Source organism: Flexivirga alba (genome assembly GCF_042661025.1).
Taxonomy (GTDB): Bacteria; Actinomycetota; Actinomycetes; order Actinomycetales; family Dermatophilaceae; genus Flexivirga; species Flexivirga alba.
In genome coordinates this window covers 1,156,135-1,171,172 of sequence record NZ_JBHSWH010000001.1, presented here as the reverse complement: position 1 = coordinate 1,171,172, position 15,038 = coordinate 1,156,135, and the positions used below count along the sequence as shown (strand labels likewise).

The 15,038-nt window shown below is 67.9% G+C and carries 14 protein-coding genes and 1 pseudogene; 5 read left to right on the top strand and 10 right to left on the bottom strand.

Annotation, left to right across the window (positions count from 1 at the left end; translation table 11 throughout):
• The first annotated feature begins 51 nt into the window (after positions 1–51).
• Entirely contained in the window at positions 52–666 is a 615-nt protein-coding gene (locus ACFQDH_RS05755; RefSeq protein WP_382399321.1) for a TetR/AcrR family transcriptional regulator, read from the top strand.
• Here ACFQDH_RS05755 and ACFQDH_RS05750 read toward each other — a convergent pair.
• From ACFQDH_RS05750 to ACFQDH_RS05740, 3 genes are read right to left on the bottom strand one after another with little or no spacing between them, the layout of a single operon-like run.
• Positions 657–2,243, bottom strand: a complete 1,587-nt coding sequence (locus tag ACFQDH_RS05750; RefSeq protein WP_382399319.1) for an ABC transporter ATP-binding protein — start codon at positions 2,241–2,243, stop codon at positions 657–659. The genes ACFQDH_RS05755 and ACFQDH_RS05750 overlap by 10 nt on opposite strands.
• The gene (locus tag ACFQDH_RS05745; RefSeq protein WP_382399317.1) at positions 2,240–2,437 is read right to left on the bottom strand and encodes a hypothetical protein; all 198 of its coding nucleotides are present in this window, start codon (positions 2,435–2,437) and stop codon (positions 2,240–2,242) included. The genes ACFQDH_RS05750 and ACFQDH_RS05745 overlap by 4 nt, the downstream gene beginning before the upstream one ends.
• On the bottom strand, positions 2,434–4,338 hold the full coding sequence (locus ACFQDH_RS05740; RefSeq protein ID WP_382399315.1) for an ATP-binding cassette domain-containing protein: 1,905 nt from the start codon (positions 4,336–4,338) through the stop codon (positions 2,434–2,436). The genes ACFQDH_RS05745 and ACFQDH_RS05740 overlap by 4 nt, the downstream gene beginning before the upstream one ends.
• Positions 4,339–4,428: 90 nt before the next feature.
• On the opposite strand from ACFQDH_RS05740, the gene ACFQDH_RS05735 reads away from it, so the two are divergent.
• Positions 4,429–5,028, top strand: a complete 600-nt coding sequence (locus ACFQDH_RS05735; protein ID WP_382399313.1) for a hypothetical protein — start codon at positions 4,429–4,431, stop codon at positions 5,026–5,028.
• A 132-nt stretch (positions 5,029–5,160) separates the two neighbouring features.
• On the opposite strand, the gene ACFQDH_RS05730 is transcribed toward ACFQDH_RS05735, so the two are convergent.
• Complete coding sequence (locus ACFQDH_RS05730; protein WP_382399311.1) at positions 5,161–5,988, bottom strand: TrmH family RNA methyltransferase; 828 nt, start codon at positions 5,986–5,988, stop codon at positions 5,161–5,163.
• 40 nt (positions 5,989–6,028) lie between these two features.
• Positions 6,029–6,193: a hypothetical protein gene (locus ACFQDH_RS05725; protein WP_382404941.1), complete on the bottom strand. Its 165-nt coding sequence runs from the start codon at positions 6,191–6,193 to the stop codon at positions 6,029–6,031.
• On the opposite strand from ACFQDH_RS05725, the pseudogene ACFQDH_RS05720 reads away from it, so the two are divergent.
• A pseudogene (locus ACFQDH_RS05720) lies at positions 6,167–6,457 on the top strand (class I SAM-dependent methyltransferase); the annotation flags it as partial. The gene ACFQDH_RS05725 and the pseudogene ACFQDH_RS05720 sit on opposite strands and share 27 nt — an antisense overlap.
• A gap of 279 nt (positions 6,458–6,736) precedes the next feature.
• Here ACFQDH_RS05720 and ACFQDH_RS05715 read toward each other — a convergent pair.
• Both ACFQDH_RS05715 and ACFQDH_RS05710 read right to left on the bottom strand, forming a co-directional pair.
• On the bottom strand, positions 6,737–9,433 hold the full coding sequence (locus tag ACFQDH_RS05715) for an extracellular solute-binding protein (RefSeq protein WP_382399309.1): 2,697 nt from the start codon (positions 9,431–9,433) through the stop codon (positions 6,737–6,739).
• 105 nt (positions 9,434–9,538) lie between these two features.
• Positions 9,539–10,087, bottom strand: coding sequence for a PadR family transcriptional regulator (locus tag ACFQDH_RS05710; protein ID WP_382399307.1), 549 nt, complete (start codon positions 10,085–10,087; stop codon positions 9,539–9,541).
• A 137-nt stretch (positions 10,088–10,224) separates the two neighbouring features.
• On the opposite strand from ACFQDH_RS05710, the gene ACFQDH_RS05705 reads away from it, so the two are divergent.
• Positions 10,225–10,845: a TetR/AcrR family transcriptional regulator gene (locus tag ACFQDH_RS05705; protein ID WP_382399305.1), complete on the top strand. Its 621-nt coding sequence runs from the start codon at positions 10,225–10,227 to the stop codon at positions 10,843–10,845.
• 6 nt (positions 10,846–10,851) lie between these two features.
• On the opposite strand, the gene ACFQDH_RS05700 is transcribed toward ACFQDH_RS05705, so the two are convergent.
• The gene (locus tag ACFQDH_RS05700; protein WP_382399303.1) at positions 10,852–12,057 is read right to left on the bottom strand and encodes an NAD(P)/FAD-dependent oxidoreductase; all 1,206 of its coding nucleotides are present in this window, start codon (positions 12,055–12,057) and stop codon (positions 10,852–10,854) included.
• 177 nt (positions 12,058–12,234) lie between these two features.
• Here ACFQDH_RS05700 and ACFQDH_RS05695 point away from each other — a divergent pair, with 177 nt between their 5' ends.
• Entirely contained in the window at positions 12,235–13,284 is a 1,050-nt protein-coding gene (locus ACFQDH_RS05695; protein WP_382399301.1) for an NAD(P)-dependent alcohol dehydrogenase, read from the top strand.
• Between the two features lie 65 nt (positions 13,285–13,349).
• Here ACFQDH_RS05695 and ACFQDH_RS05690 read toward each other — a convergent pair whose 3' ends face one another.
• Entirely contained in the window at positions 13,350–14,426 is a 1,077-nt protein-coding gene (locus tag ACFQDH_RS05690) for an alcohol dehydrogenase catalytic domain-containing protein (RefSeq protein WP_382399299.1), read from the bottom strand.
• A 13-nt stretch (positions 14,427–14,439) separates the two neighbouring features.
• Complete coding sequence (locus ACFQDH_RS05685; RefSeq protein ID WP_382399297.1) at positions 14,440–15,036, bottom strand: copper resistance CopC family protein; 597 nt, start codon at positions 15,034–15,036, stop codon at positions 14,440–14,442.
• Positions 15,037–15,038: the final 2 nt, after the last annotated feature.

Below are 15,038 nucleotides of genomic sequence, written 5' to 3'. Positions count from 1 at the left end.
AACACCCGTAGCGCTACACTCGTCAACTGTTATGTCTGAGAGGATCCGCGTATGACGCAGAAGCAGGCCGGGCGCCGCGCCGTCGCACCGCGCGGCGAGGGCACTCGGCTGCGCGAGGAGATCCTCGACGCGACCATCGCCCTGGTGGAGGAACTCGACGACCCGTGGCAGCTGTCGCTGCGAGCGGTTGCCCGGAAGGTGGGCATCACCGCAACGTCGATCTACCTGCACTTCGAGTCGCTGGAGGCTCTGCTGTTGGCCGCGAAACACCGGATGTGGCAACAGTTCGGCGAGGACATGGTGGCAGCGGCCGAGGCGTCGGACGGCACGCCATACGAAAAGGTGCTCGCATTCGGTCGCGCCTACGTCACCTACGCGAACGAGCACCCCGGCGCATTCCGGACGCTGTTCACCAAGGCGTGGAAGCTGCCCGTCGACGACGGTATGACGTTCGCCGGCGAGGCCCAGTTCGCGCTGCTCGCCCAAGTGCTCCACAGTGTGTCCGGCTCCGCGGAGGAGGCGCACCTGCGGGCCGTGCAGCTGTGGTGCGGCATACACGGCCTGGTGGTGCTGCGGCAACCGATGAGCCAGTTCCCGTGGCCGGACGTCGACGAGCAGCTCGTGTCACTCGCGCGGGCTTGGACAACGCCGTCGCCTCATCGGTAGCCGGCGGCTTGGAGGCCGTAGAGCTCCGCGTAGTGACCGCCGACGGCCATCAGCTCCTCGTGCGTGCCCTGCTCGGCGACCCTGCCGTCCGCCAGGACGATCACGCGATCGGCCGACGCGACAGTGGAGAAGCGGTGCGTGACGATCAACGTGACGCCACCGGCGCGCGAGGTCTCCTTCGCAGCTGCGGCGTAGCGGTCGAAGAGCTTGTGCTCGGTCGCCGGGTCCAGCGCGGACGTCGGCTCGTCGAGGACCAACAGCAGCGGTGACCGCCGGACCATCGCTCGCCCGATCGCCAGCCGTTGCCACTGGCCGCCGGACAGGTCCACCCCGCCGGGCCAGGACGGTCCGAGTTGGGTGTCGAGACCGTCCGGGAGTGCCGTGAGTACGTCGGAAGCCGCAGCGTCGTCCAGTGCCTCGAGCAGGCGTGTGTCGTCGGGGATCTCGAGGTCTCCGACACCGATCGCCTCACGGGCGGTGAGCTCCAGCTTGAGGTGGTCCTGGAACGCACCGGCGCAGTGCTGTCGCCAGTCGTCGAGCGAAAGGTCTTGCAGGTCAACGGAATCCACCAGGACCTTGCCACCGCTGACGTCATACATTCCGGTGAGCAGTCCGATCAGGGTGGACTTGCCGGCGCCGTTCTCCCCGACGACGGCGATCACCTCACCGGCCGGCAGGTGCAGGTCGATGTGGCTCAACGCGTCGCGGTCGGCGCCGGGGTAGCGGAAGGTCACGTCCTGCAGGGTCAGCCCGTCGTGCAGCGCGCTCGGTGCGGGCGTCGTCCCCGAGTGTGCGGCAGCCGCAGTCGCGCCATACTCCTGGAGCCAGCGGTAGCGCTTGACGGTCCGCAGGGTCTGGCCGAGGAAGTGGACCGTGCCCTGGAGGCTGCCGACGACGTCCCGCAGCTGCCCGACCACGAGGATCCCGGTGGCGAATGCGCCGGGTGAAACGCGTCCGTGCAGCGCGTCATGGGCCATCCAGGCGAGCACGCCCATTGCGGCGATGACGTAGAGCACGGTGACTCCACTCGAGAACGCTGCACCGCGAGCTTCCGCGCGGGCGAACGGCATTCGCCATGCAAAGGCCTCACGGCCGAGCAGTCGCAGAAGTGTGTCGCGCGCGCCGAAGACACGCAGCTCCGAGGCAGCGACCGGATCGGTCGTCAGGTCTGCGAAGTGCTTGCTGCGACGACCGGCCTTCGCCGACTCGTCCTCGGCTTCCTGCTCCCAACGCATCGTGGACTTGGCCCACCAGGACGCGGGAGCCCCGATCAGCAGCAGCAGGAGCAGGCGTATGTCGGCACCGAGCGCCACGATGATGGTCGTGACCGGTGCGACCAGGTTGTTGACGGAGTTGACGAACGAGTTGTACGCCATACCAAGGGCGCCCATGCGTTCACGCAAGGCGTGCATCTGATCGCGGTAGCGCGGATCCTGCAGGTGGTCTAGCGTCGGCGCGGTGCCGCTGATCCGGGCGACGTCCGCGTCGAAGTGCTGCCCGATCCGCTCGTTGAGGCCGATGCGCGCCTGCACGCCGCAGATGCCGAGGATGAAACCGAAGGCTTCGGTGGCGATCATTCCACCGATTCCGAGGACGAGGGAGTCAGCCGGTGCGCTGCCAGCCCAGTGACGACGAGTCCGATGAAGAGCGGACGGAGGTACTGCAGGACGCGGCCGCATGCCTCCAGGAAGGCGATGACGGTGGCGCTGGGACTGATCCGCCACGACGTCCGCACGATCAGCACGACGGATTGCCAGTGATAGCGAATCATGAGTTCTCCCCGGCCAGTTCGGCGATCGGCCCGGCTCCGGCCGCGGCGAAACGCGCAGCCTGCAGCCGGAACATCTCGGCATACGGGCCGCCGCTCGCGAGCAATTCGTCGTGACTGCCGTCCTGCACCACTCCGTCAGGCCCGAGAACGACAATGCGCTCGGCGTGCCGAACGCTGGACAACCGGTGACTGACCAGGATCGTCGTCACGCCGCGCGTCACCTCAAGGAAGCGGCTGAAGATCTCCGCTTCGGCACGCACGTCAAGGGCTGCGGTGGGCTCGTCGAGCACCAGCACGCCGGCGCCAGCGGCGACAGCGCTCAGCGCCCGAGCCAGCGCTACACGCTGCCACTGACCACCGGAAAGGTCTGTGCCGCCTGCGTATCCGGGTTCCAGGATCGTGTCCCAGTTGTTCTCCAGCCGGGTCAGGACGTCAGTGCCGGCGGCGTCCCGCAGCGCGCGGTCAGCTGTATGGCGCACCGACTCGGCGTCGTCCCCGAGCGCCAGGAGTGGGAGAGCGACATTCGTCTCGAGGCTGAGTTGGTAGCGCACGAAATCCTGGAAGATCGTGGCCACCCGCCGGCGGGCATCGTCGTCCACGGCCGGATCGCGGCCGTCGATGCGGACCGTTCCCGAGTCCGGTGGGTATAGGCCGCAGAGCAGTTTGATCAGCGTCGACTTGCCGACCCCGTTGACCCCGACGACAGCGACCGACTGCCCGGCCGGAATGTGCAGGTCGAGGTGCCGGAACACCGGCTCGGCGCGGGAGGGGTAGGTGAAGGTCGCGTCCGTGACGTCGACCGCCGCTGCCGCTGCTGCGGGTCGAGTAGCGACCGAGGCACGAGGTCGCGTATCGGGACCAGTTCCCTCGCTGCGGTTTCGATACGCCTCCTCCGCTTCGCTCCCCCGGCTACTCAACCCGCTTGGGAGGCCGAAACATGCTCGCAGTTGGCGGATTTCGTTCTCGTAGAAGCGTGCTCGGATCGCCTGCACGTTGATGTCGCCGAGCGCTCCCAGTGCGGCCATCTGCATCAGCCCCTGCAGCACCGTCACCGCAGCACCGATGGCCAGGCTGCCGGTCCAGGCAGCGTGCCCCGCCCAGGCATACGAGCCCGCGAGCATCGCTGCGGTGACGAACGCACCGACGAACGCGCCTCGCACGGCGCGATTCCGGCGCCGCCATACGCCGGTGAACGCAAGGGTCCAGACCTCGGCATACCGGCGCAGCAGCCAGGGCGTCATCCCGAAGAGGCGCAACTCCTTGCCGGCGCCCCGATCGAGTGGGAGGGACCGCAGGTAGTCCGCCTGCCGGCGCTCGACACTGCCCTCCTCGATGAGGTCACGCAGCGTCACGTCGAGGTAGCCCGTCCAACTCGTGTGCAGCAGGCGGAAGGCGAGCAGCGTCCACAGCGCCAGCGGCCAGGACCACTGGGCGACGGCGACGAAGCCGCCGAGACCGATTGCGGCATACCCGAGCACCATCCAGACCGCGAACATCGCGTTGACTCCGAACATGCCTCGTAGGTAGTCCTCGATCTCGGTGAATCGCGCTCTGGTCTCGGGATTTTCGAGGTGTGCTATCCCATGGGGTGCGTTGGCAGCCTCCGCCAGCAGCATCACCTGCTGGCGACTCATGCGGCGCTGCAGGGCCACCGAGGCCGCGGCCTGCCAGGCCTCAGCGAGCGGCTCGATGCCGACGCCGATCCCGGTCAGCACCAGCCAGAACCACACGCGGTCGGAGTGTTCGGTCAGCGCTTCGAGGGCCTGGCCACTGGCGTGAACCATCAGCCAGATGCCGAGGCCGCGCAGCGCGATGATGACGAAGAGAGTGAGCACCAGCGGCGGGCTGGAGCGCCACATCATCCGCCAGAAATGTCGCTCGACACCCACCCAGCGCCGCACCCATCCCCTGAAACGCGATATATCGAGAGTTTGCACAAAGAGGAATGTAAACACAGACCTACTTCGATTGCTACTAGCTATCCTGAATAGGTGCAGATCACCGATCCCGTCATGGTCCGATCGCTCGTGCGCGACGAAGCTGCGACCTACCTGGCGCCGTTCCTGCACGAGGACCACTCGGTCAGCGACGCCGCAGAGCTACTGCACCTGCCGCTGGCGAAGGTTCACTACTGGGTCCGCAGCCTGTATGACGTGGGGCTTCTCGAGATTGCCGCGGAGACCCGGCGAAAGGGACGTGCAATCAAGCGATACCAAGCAATCGCAAGCGAATTCGTCGTTCCGGCCGAGGTGTTGCCGAGTGGGCATTTCGAACGCGTGATGCGACGGTCCAACGCCGAAATGACCGACGCACTCATCGCGGCCGCACCGGAATGGGTACTCGCCGGCGACTTCCGGATCCGAGCTTCCTCGCCACAGCGCGGCAGCCAGGACCGGGTCGGGCGCGAGAACGCCGGTCAGGAGACCACGACTCACCAGAGTGGCTGCCGGTTGCGCATCACCGAGGACGAGGCCCGACAACTTGGTGCGGAGCTTCGCGACCTGCGCGACCGATGGATCGCGCGCAGCCAGGACGAGTCGGACCTCACGCCATACCAACTGAACATCGCCCTGGCGCCGATGCCGGGCTGAGCGGCGATTGGTCGATGCCCCCGGCGATCGAGAGGAGTACCGATGCATCGACAGGAGTACGGATTACGCCGATTTCCGTACTCCCCTCGCTCCGTTGCTACTCCTCTCGGTCAGGGGTATGGCGTATTCGGGTCAGTGCTGCCGTTGCTGGAGCGCTTCGTGCAGGACGATCGAGCCGGCGATCGCGGCGTTCAGCGAACTCGCCGAGCCGACCATCGGGATGCTGAGCAATCGGTCGCAGGCCTCGCGCCAGGCGTGGCTCATCCCGCGCGTCTCGTTGCCGATCACCAGCACCGTCGGACCGGTCAGGTCGACCGATCGCAGGTCGGTCTCGCCACTCTCGTCGGTGCCGAATACCGTGAAGTCCACGCCGGATTCGCGCTGGGCCGTGATCCAGTCGATGGCATCCGCCGCGGCAGGCACCCGCACGGTAGGCACCGCGAAGAGCGACCCGGTCGAGGCCCGGACCGACCGTGGGTCATACGGGTCCGCGGCGTGACCGGCGACGACCAGGCCGGTGCCACCGAATGCGTCGAGGGACCGGATCAGCGTGCCGATGTTGCCCGGGCCGGACGGCCGGTCGAAGACCGCGATCAGCGCATGCTTGCCGGGAGTCATCAGCCGGTCGAGGTCGTCGGGCGGCATACGCACCAGGGCCACCAGCTCCGGTCGCTCCTCGGTGTCCCGTTCGGCCAGCTCGGCGAGCAACTCGTCGGCGAGCTCGAAGCGTTGCCCGGGCGCGGTGCGCCATACGTCTTCGGCCCAGCGGCTCGGGCGAGCATCGACCGGCCGCAGCAGGGCCGCGAAGTCCCAATCGTGTTGCAGGGCAAGGGAGATGGGCCGCACACCCTGCACGATGAACTCGCCGGCCCGATGTCGCTTGGTGCGATTGCCCAGGAGGGCCTGCCACTGCTGGAAGGTCGCGTTGCGACTCGTCACGCGCTGGATCGAAAGGCTCACGAGGGCATTCTGGCAGGGTGGACGGATGAGCCAGACATCTTCAGCCGACGACCACGCACAGGACCTGGCGACCGAGTCGCTTGCTGCCGGGAGCCCGACGGCGTGGTTCGAGCCGTTGTATGTCGCCGCCGGTCGCGGCGACGCCGAGATCCCCTGGGACCGGGGCGCGCCGCACCCGATGCTGACCGAATGGTTCGCGCAGCATCCCGAGGAGGCAACCGGTGACGGGCGGACCGCGATCGTGCCGGGGATGGGTCCCGGGCACGACGCGGAGCTGCTGGCGTCATTGGGTTTTCGCACTTCGGCGTTCGACGTCGCACCGAGTGCGGTCGACCAGGTCCGGAGCGCCCAACCGAGCACGACGGTCGACTATCGGGTCGCCGACCTCTTCGAGTTGCCGGGCGAATGGCGGGGCGCCTTCGACCTCGTGGTGGAGTCGATGACCGTCCAGTCGATGCCGCGTGCCGTGCGCTCGAAGGCAACCGCCGCCATCCGGTCACTCGTTGCACCGGGTGGCGTGCTGCTCGTCATCGGCAGCGTCCTTCCTCGAATGTCGATCTGGCTGACGGGCCGCCGTGGCGACTCACCCGCCAAGAGATCGAGGCGTTCGGCGCGGACGGGCTGGCTCTGCAGCAGGTCGATCAGGATGCCGAGGGCAGCCGCTACCGAGCGGAGTTCCGGAAGCAGGTTGCGGGCTGAGGAACCGCAGTTTCGATACGGCCTCCTCCGCTTCGCTCCCCCGACCTACTCAACCCGCTTGGTCGGGCCAGACGCTGATCGCGTCGGGGTCGATGTGCACGCGGGCGGTCTCTCCGGCGCGCGGTCGCAGCCCATCCGAAATCAGCTGGTGCGCCTGCAGATCCAGGCCCTGACGCCATCTCAACTCGAGGAGCAGCTGACTGCCGAGGTCGACCACATCGGTGATCGTCACCTCGTGCTCGCCGGCATCGCCGACTGCCACCCGCTCAGGGCGCACGCACCAGGTGACCGGTGTGCCGGCCGGCAGCTTCGCGCCCGTCGCCACCCGCACCCCCTCGGCCTCCAGCACACCGTCGCTCGCCATGACGCCAGTGCGAACGTTGGTCAGCCCGACCAACCGGGCGACGGTCGGGCTCGCCGGCGCGTCGAAGACTTCCCGGACGGTGCCCGACTGGGCCACCTGCCCGTCCACGATGACCACGAGTTCATCGGCGAGCATCGCGGCCTCGGTCGGGTCGTGTGTGACCAAAACCGTTGCGAGAGAGTCCCGTTGCTGTAGCCGCCGCACCAGCGCTGTCAGCTCCTGGCGGACCGGATAGTCCAGCGCCGAGAACGGCTCGTCCAACAAGAGCAGGCGCGGACTGCCCGCGAGCGCCGCCGCCAGCACAACCCGCTGCCGCTGGCCACCGGACAGCTCCTGCGGGAGCCGGTCCTGCAGGCCGTCGAGCTGCAACCGCTGCAGCCACCAGGCAGCTACCCCTGGGTCCGCGTGCGTGCCGAAAGTCGTTTGCTGCCAAGCTGTTCGGTCAGGGAAGAGGCCGTGCTGCTGGGGCACGTATCCCAACCGGCGTTCCTCGACCGGAACACCGTCCAGGCGGTCGTCGCCGAGCCGGACCTCGCCGACACCGGAGCCGAGCAACCCCGCCAGCGACCGGAGCAGCAACGACTTACCGGCACCGGATGCGCCGAGCACCGCGATGCGTGGACTGCGTGCCGCGTGGGACACCTGCAGGTGGAAGTCACCGACGCGTGTGTCGATGTCAAAGCTGACCGGCCGTGCGTCGATCGTTGAGGGCGCAACCGGTTTCGTGCCGGGTGCCGGGCGCCGGAGCCGGGCGCGCATCGCTCGGGGCAGCCGGAATCCCGCCAGCAGCAGGACCACCGCCGCCACCGCGAGTGCGACCGCCGTCGGCGCCTGCGTCGTCGGTATGCCGGTCGAGGAGAACCGCACATAGGTGAAGACCGGCAGCGTGTAGGGGTGGTAAGCGAGCAGCACCGTGGCGCCATACTCACCGAGCGCGCGCAGCCAGGTCAGCAGCAGCCCGGCCCGTATGGCGGGAGCGGCGATCCGAAGGTCGACCCGGACGAAACGGGCCAGTCGTCGGTGGCCGAGGGTCGCAGCGACGTCGTCGAGTTGGGGATCGATCGCCTCGAACGCCGACCGCGCCGCGATGATCAAAAACGGTGCGGCTACGAAGGTTTGGGCGATCACGACGCCGGCCAGCGACTCGGTCAGCCGGCCGTCGAAGCGCTCGCCGAGCCACGTGTAAGGACCGACGACGTAGACCAGCACGATGCCGCTCATCACCGGCGGTAGGGCGAGCGGCAGCTGGACGAGGACACCAGCGATCCGGTGCAGTACCCCCGGGAGTGCGCCAGCCAGTGGGCGAGCGGAATGCCGAGCACCGCGACGATCAACGCGCTGATTGTCGCGCTGATGCCCGAGGTGCGTGCCGCGTCGAGCAGCCCGGACTCGCCGAAGCCACGGTCGTTCGAGCCGGCCAGCCGGATGAGGAAGGCGACGAGCGGGACGGCGAGATAGAGGGCGAGCAGCGCCCCCAGCATCGCGATAGGGCCGCTGCGCCGCCTTCCGAGCACTAGCTGGACAGGGCTTTGCTGACCGTGTCGGGCACTCCGCTGCCGGTCGTCTTGGGGGAGTGATCAGCTGGAAGTCGTCCTGCTGCAACGTCATTCGTGCATCAGGGCCGAGCAGGTAGGCAACGAACGCCTCCGCGCCGGCCTTGTTCGGAGCATCTTTGAGCACGGATGCAGTGTAGGTGGCTTTGAGCTTCTGCCCGGCGAGCTCGACGGTCGGTATGCCGGCGGCCTTCGCCTCGCTGGTGTAGAAGAAGCCGGCGTCCAGCTGCCCCGACTGCAGATCGGCGACCAGCGTCTCCTCGGGGAAGACGATCTTGTCGCTCTTGGCGAGGCCCAGCAGCTTCGGGTGTTGCTTACCCGCCGACAGCAGCGCCTCGTGGGCCAGCTTGCCCTTCGGGTCCGCCTGCGGGTCAGTGGTGCCGACCCGGAAACCCGACTCGGTGATGGCGTCATACCAAGGGCCGGCCTTGATCTTCTCCGCGAACTTGCTCCTCGTGTTGTAGCCGAGCACGAGCGGCGAGGCGGCGTAGCTGATGTACCACTGGAGCCAGTCGCCGTTGTCCTTGCCCATCAGCTCCGCGTCCGCCTTCGGGCTGGCGCTGATGAAGACGTCAGCCTTGCGCACCTTGCCCTTGATCTGTGCTGCGAGCGCCGTCGAGCCGGCACCGAAGCCGGCGAACTTGTAGCCGGTCGCCTTCTCGTATGCCGGGCCGATCTGCTTCTCCATCAACGCGACCAGCGAGCCGGCGTAGAGCACATTGACGGTCCCGGAGCCGGTGGGACTGCTGCCGGCGCCGGAGCTGGTGCCACCCCCGGCGTGGCACCTGCCCCGGACGTTGTGTTCGAGCCACCACCGGAGGAGCCGCACGCGGCGAGCGCCGAGGCACCACCGACGAGTCCGAGGGCCAGCAGGCCGCGACGCGAAAGATCACTCATGGTGCCCGAATTTAGCAGTCAACTAGTTGCAGTGTGACTAGTTCATGAGCATGGCGAGGAAGTCCAGTACCGCCTGCGTCGAACTGACTCGCCACAGAGCGAGCGTCTGATCGAAGCTGCCTGCCTCCGCGGCGGCTGCGTCGGCGCGCAACCGCTCGAGGCGCGCGGTGAAGACCTCCCGCTGCGCGGCGATCAAGGTGCTCGGATCGCGGGCGCTGCGGTCCAGTAGAGCGAGCTTCAGCAGTAGTGCGGAGCGAGCGTCCCGCGGGCGCGGGACGGGTTCGTCGAGCCAGGCGTGCAGTCCGCGCCGACCCGACGCGGTGACCTGGACGACGGTCCGGTCCGGGCCAGGGCCGTCGGTCTCGATACCGACCGGTCGCACCAGCCCTGCCGCCTCCAACCGGCCGAGCTCGCGGTAGACGACGGCGCGGGGGATTCGCCATACGCGACCCAGATCGCCATCGGTGGCGAAGAGCGCTGCCACCGCAAAGCCGTGCGTCCGCCCCTCGGCAACCGCTCCGAGGACACCGAGACCCGCGGTGCTGATGGCGTCGGATGCCTCACCACTTCGGACTCTGCTCGGCATACGCCCAGGGTACGTGCAACCCCTACACATGAACGCTCGTTCGCGTTACGGACTTGACCAATTTCATACCAAGTTTTGTGGATATCGATACCCGCACCAAGAGCGATCGCGGTCCGGCACGATGGGACAATTCATCGGTGACCCAACTCGCCCGCGCCGGATCCGCCTCCCGCCGAACCGATGCCGATGTACACGAAGGACGTCGGCACGACCTGGCTGTTGCCGCCCTGCACACGTGGAGCGAATACGGTTACTCCCAGGTGTCCGTGCGCAATGTCGCGCGCCGCACCCGGTTCTCGCACGGCATGGTGCACTACTACTTCCAGAGCAAGGACGCCTTGGTCGCCGAGTGCGTGCGGATCATTCGCGACTCGCAGATCTTCGGCGCCGGCACGGCGAACGCCGGCGACATCACGTCCTACTCGCAACTGGTCGCCGACACGATCTGCGAGAGCCTCCGCAAGAACCGCCGCCTGCACCGGATCCGCTTCGACCTGCGCAACCAGAGTCAGTTCGAGCCCTCACTGCGCATCTACGCCGACGAGATCGAAGGGGAGTATGCCGCCACGAAGGACGCGGTCCGCGCCCGCTATGAGTCGCTGGGCTGCACCTTCGACCCGCCCTTCGAGCTGCTGGCCACGCAGGTCGACGCACTGCGCGAGCGTGCCGTCCGCGACGAGTTGCTGGGTGAGGATCTCGAGGACGCCGTGAGCACGATGCGCGCCGATCTGCTGCGGGTGCTACCGAAGAACCGCTGACCCCGCTTAGCTCGTCGGGATCGCGCCGACCAACTTGTCGCGGTCGAGCTTGCCGTCACGTGACTGCGCGATGAGGTCCCGGGCCTTGCCCGAGGAGTCCCAGACGTTCCACAGCAGCACACCACGCAGCACGTCGTCGCGCAGGTAGTAGACGACCGCGGCCGAGTGGTCGTCCTTCCAGTCCTCGACGGTGTCCAGCCGCGAGTCCAGGTCGCCGACCGCCTCATAGCCGTTGTCGAACAGGTCGGACCAGAAGATCGGCGTGTAGTCGTAGACCTCGTCCGCACCGGCCAAGTTGCGCCCGGCCTTCTTGCCCATGGCCTCCGCGTTGTCGACGTGCTCCACGCGGCGCCGGCCGAGCAAGGCGTCGTCGTAGTTGGCGACGTCTCCTGCGGCATACACATCGGGCGCGGAGGTGCGCAGGTGATCGTCGACGACGATGCCGTTGTCGGTGCTCAGTCCGGCTGCCTCGGCCAGCTCGACCCGCGGCGCCACGCCGATGCCGACAACGACGACGCCGGCCGCGACGGAGGTGCCGTCACCGATCTGTATGGCGACCTCGTCGCCCGCAAGGGTGCCGCCGGCCACCTGCTCCTTGGTCAGCAGCCGGACCCCGCGGTCGGTGAAGTCCTTGGTGATCAGCTCAGCGATCGACTTCGGGAAGATGCGCTGCTGCACCAGCTCCTCGTCGAAGATCATCGTCACCTTCGCGTCGTTCTGGGTGAGCGCCGACGCGATCTCGGCGCCGATGTAACCAGCGCCGACGGCGGTGACCGGGGTGTCCTTGCCGGCGAGGTCGCGCAATCGCCGGTAGTCGGCGGCCGTGCGGTAGTAGATGACACGGTCGGAGTCGGGCAGGTCGAGCGTGCGCGGCGTCGAGCCGGTCGCGAGCAGCAGCTTGCCGTAGGTGACGGTGTCGCCACCTTGCAGCTGGACGGTGTGGGCTTCGGGGTCGATCGCCGTGACGGGGCTGCTGGTCTGCAGCTCGGCCTGCTTGCCGTCGAGCAGCTGGGTCTTGTCGAGCGTGGCGTCCTTGTCGAGCCACAGCTTCTTGGACAGGTCGGGCCGATAGACCGGGCCGTCGGGCTCCGCGCCGAGCACCAGGACGGAGCCACTGTCGTCGATCTCGCGGATGCCGCCCACTGCTGCGGCGGCTGCGACACCGCCGCCGACGATCACGTAGTCGTACTTCTTACCGTCGAGATCTGTCATGGTTCTCCTCGGATCGCTTCCCTGCGCTGGCCACTTCGATCGTATGCCGGGGGTGGCGCCATCCGACAGCGGAGTCTCAGGACGGCCAATATTCCCTGTTACGCGTGTGAATTTTCTTATCCGTCAAGGCTTTCCATCCGTTTGGTGGCACCCGACAGCAGGTCTATCGTCGTTTCCATGCCTACAACAACACCTGCACTTTCCGTCGCCGCGGCTGGTGAGCGCTTCGCGCCGATCAACCTCGAGCGCCGCGACCTGGGCGACAACGACATCCGCATCGACATCGCGTGGGCAGGCATCTGCCACAGCGACATACACACCATCCGTGAGGAGTGGGGCAGCGCGAACTTCCCGCTCGTGACGGGTCACGAGATCGCCGGTGTCGTGAGCGCAGTCGGCTCCGGCGTCACCCGGCACAAGGTCGGCGACCGCGTCGGCGTCGGCTGCTTGGTCGACTCCTGTGGCGAGTGCGAGCAGTGCAAGAACGGCTTCGAGCAGTTCTGCGAGCGCGGCTCGGTCGGCACCTACAACAGCAAGGGGTATGACGGCGAGATCACCCAGGGCGGCTACGCCCAGCAGGTCGTCGTGTCCGAGCGTTTCGTCGTCGGCATCCCGGACGGCATCGACCTGGACGTCGCCGCGCCGCTGCTGTGCGCGGGCATCACGACCTACTCGCCGCTGAAGCGTTGGGGCGCTCGTCCCGGCGCGCACGTCGCCGTCGTCGGCATGGGCGGCCTCGGCCACCTGGGCGTGAAGATCGCGGTCGCACTCGGCGCCGAGGTGACCGTGCTGTCGCGGACGACGGCGAAGTCCGCCGACGCTGCGGAGTTCGGCGCGGTCGAGCACCTGGCCACCTCCGACCCGAAGGTCTTCAAGGACAACGCCGGACGCTTCGACCTGATCCTCAACACGGTCAGTGCCGACCTGCCGATGGGCGACTACGTGCGGCTGCTGAAGCCGAATGGCGCCCTCGTGTCCGTCGGCCTGCCGCCCAAGCCCTACGAGATCGCGCCGGGCAGCCTGATCGGCGGCAACAAGGTCGTCGCCGGCTCGATGATCGGCGGCATCCCCGAGACCCAGGAGATGCTCGACTTCTGCGCCGAGCACGGCATCGGCGCCACGATCGAGCGCATCGACGCGTCGCAGGTCGACGAGGCCTACGACAAGGTCGTCGCCGGTGACGTGCGCTACCGCTACGTGATCGACACCTCGACCATCAAGCCGTAACCCTTTCGCCGAGAGGCTCACATCGCACACGACAGGCTCAGTTAAATCGGCGCTTCCGTCCGATTTTACTGAGCCTGTCGACGTGTTTCTGAGCCTGTCGACGAGGAGGGTGCAGTCGGGTCGATGATCGTCATGCCGGCGGGCGTCGCGGTGTCCATCACGGGCAGCAACTCGGCGGCTTCGGCCAGGCCGACGACGCGTTCGACGAGGCTCTGTGGACGTAGTGAGCCGGACTCGATGAGGGCGAGCATCCCGGGGTAGTCGGCGGCCGCCATACCGTGACTGCCGAGCAGGTCCAGCTCCCAGCCGATCACGCGGGCCATCGGCACGCGAGGATGACCATCGACCGGCGGCAGTAGGCCGACCTGTACATGCCGGCCTCGGCGGCGCAGGCTGAGAATCGAGTCGGCACAGGTCTTTTCGGTGCCAACTGCGTCGACCGCAACGTGCGTCCCTCCGGTCAGCTCGTGCACCCGCGCGGGTATGTCGCCTCCGTCCGCCACCAGCACGTTGTCGGCACCGAACTCGGTTGCCTTGGCAAGCGCACCCACGTGTCGGTCGACCGCAATCACCTGCGCGCCAAGGGCTTTCGCGATCATCGCCGCCGATAGTCCGACCCCACCGGCGCCGACAACGGTGACCCACTCGCCGGGCTGCAGGTGCGCCCGGCCGACGAGTGCGCGATATGCCGTGGCGAAGCGACAACCGAGACTCGCGGCCGCTTCGAACGACACGTCGTCGGGCACCGCGACGAGGTTAGTGTCGGCGGCGTGCAGGGCGACATACTCCGCGAACGAGCCCCAGTGGGTGAAGCCGGGTTGCTGCTGGTCGGGACAGACCTGGGCGTTGCCCGCCATACACCACTCGCAGCGGCCGCAGCCTTCGACGAACGGCACCGTGACGCGGTCGCCGACCCGCCAATCACGCACTCCCGCACCGACTTCGGAGATGACGCCGGCCAGCTCGTGGCCCGGCACGTGCGGCAGCGCGATGTCGTCGTGTCCCGCCCAGGCGTGCCAGTCACTGCGGCACAGCCCGGTCGCGCGCACCTGCACCACGACACCGCCGTCCAGCGCGGTCGGCTCGGGGACCTCGCGCACGGCGAGCGGCCCAGCGATTGCGTCCATCACCACGGCTCGCATCAGCCGGCTCCCATCAGTCCTCGTCGTCGTCCTCGAGCGCCTCGTCGGGGCGGCGGCGCCCGCGGGTCAGCACGATCAGCGCCGCACCTGCGACTCCGACGATCACAATGATGACAACCGCGACGACGGCGCCGGTCGGCACACCGCCGCTCGACGACGTCGGTTTGGTTGCAGAGTTCGAGGCACCGGCGTCGACGGCGCACGACTTCGGCGCGGCGATTCCCTTCGCGCCGGTGACACCGGCCGTCGGGCGATAGGTGAAGGAGATGCTGTCGGAGACCGGGTGACCGTCAGCCGAGACGATCCGCCAGGTCACGGTGTATTTGCCGGCGCCGCCGAGGGCGACCGGCACGACCACGGTGGTGTCACTGACCGTGGCGCAGCCGGTCTCGTAGTAGCGGCCGTCAGGCCCCTGCACGCTCAGCTCCGGGGGCGCGGGACGGGTCAGCACGATGTCGTTGAACTTCAGGGAGACCTGCTTCGGCGCTGCGGTGATGGTGCTGTTCAGCTTCGGGGTGCTCCCGACCAGGTAGTCGTGCGCCTGCGCCGCCGGTATGACGCCGAGAACCGCCACCAGAAGCGCGACCGCCCCGATTACGAAGCGGCGCAACG

Coding starts and splice junctions, on each gene's coding strand:
- ACFQDH_RS05750 (WP_382399319.1), bottom strand. CDS start 2,243: ATGATCGCCACCGAAGCCTTCGGTTTCATCCTCGGCATCTGCGGCGTG.
- ACFQDH_RS05690 (WP_382399299.1), bottom strand. CDS start 14,426: ATGCGAGCCGTGGTGATGGACGCAATCGCTGGGCCGCTCGCCGTGCGC.
- ACFQDH_RS05745 (WP_382399317.1), bottom strand. CDS start 2,437: ATGATTCGCTATCACTGGCAATCCGTCGTGCTGATCGTGCGGACGTCG.
- ACFQDH_RS05710 (WP_382399307.1), bottom strand. CDS start 10,087: ATGCCGAGCAGAGTCCGAAGTGGTGAGGCATCCGACGCCATCAGCACC.
- ACFQDH_RS05695 (WP_382399301.1), top strand. CDS start 12,235: ATGCCTACAACAACACCTGCACTTTCCGTCGCCGCGGCTGGTGAGCGC.
- ACFQDH_RS05700 (WP_382399303.1), bottom strand. CDS start 12,057: ATGACAGATCTCGACGGTAAGAAGTACGACTACGTGATCGTCGGCGGC.
- ACFQDH_RS05725 (WP_382404941.1), bottom strand. CDS start 6,193: ATGCTGCGCGAACCATTCGGTCAGCATCGGGTGCGGCGCGCCCCGGTC.
- ACFQDH_RS05755 (WP_382399321.1), top strand. CDS start 52: ATGACGCAGAAGCAGGCCGGGCGCCGCGCCGTCGCACCGCGCGGCGAG.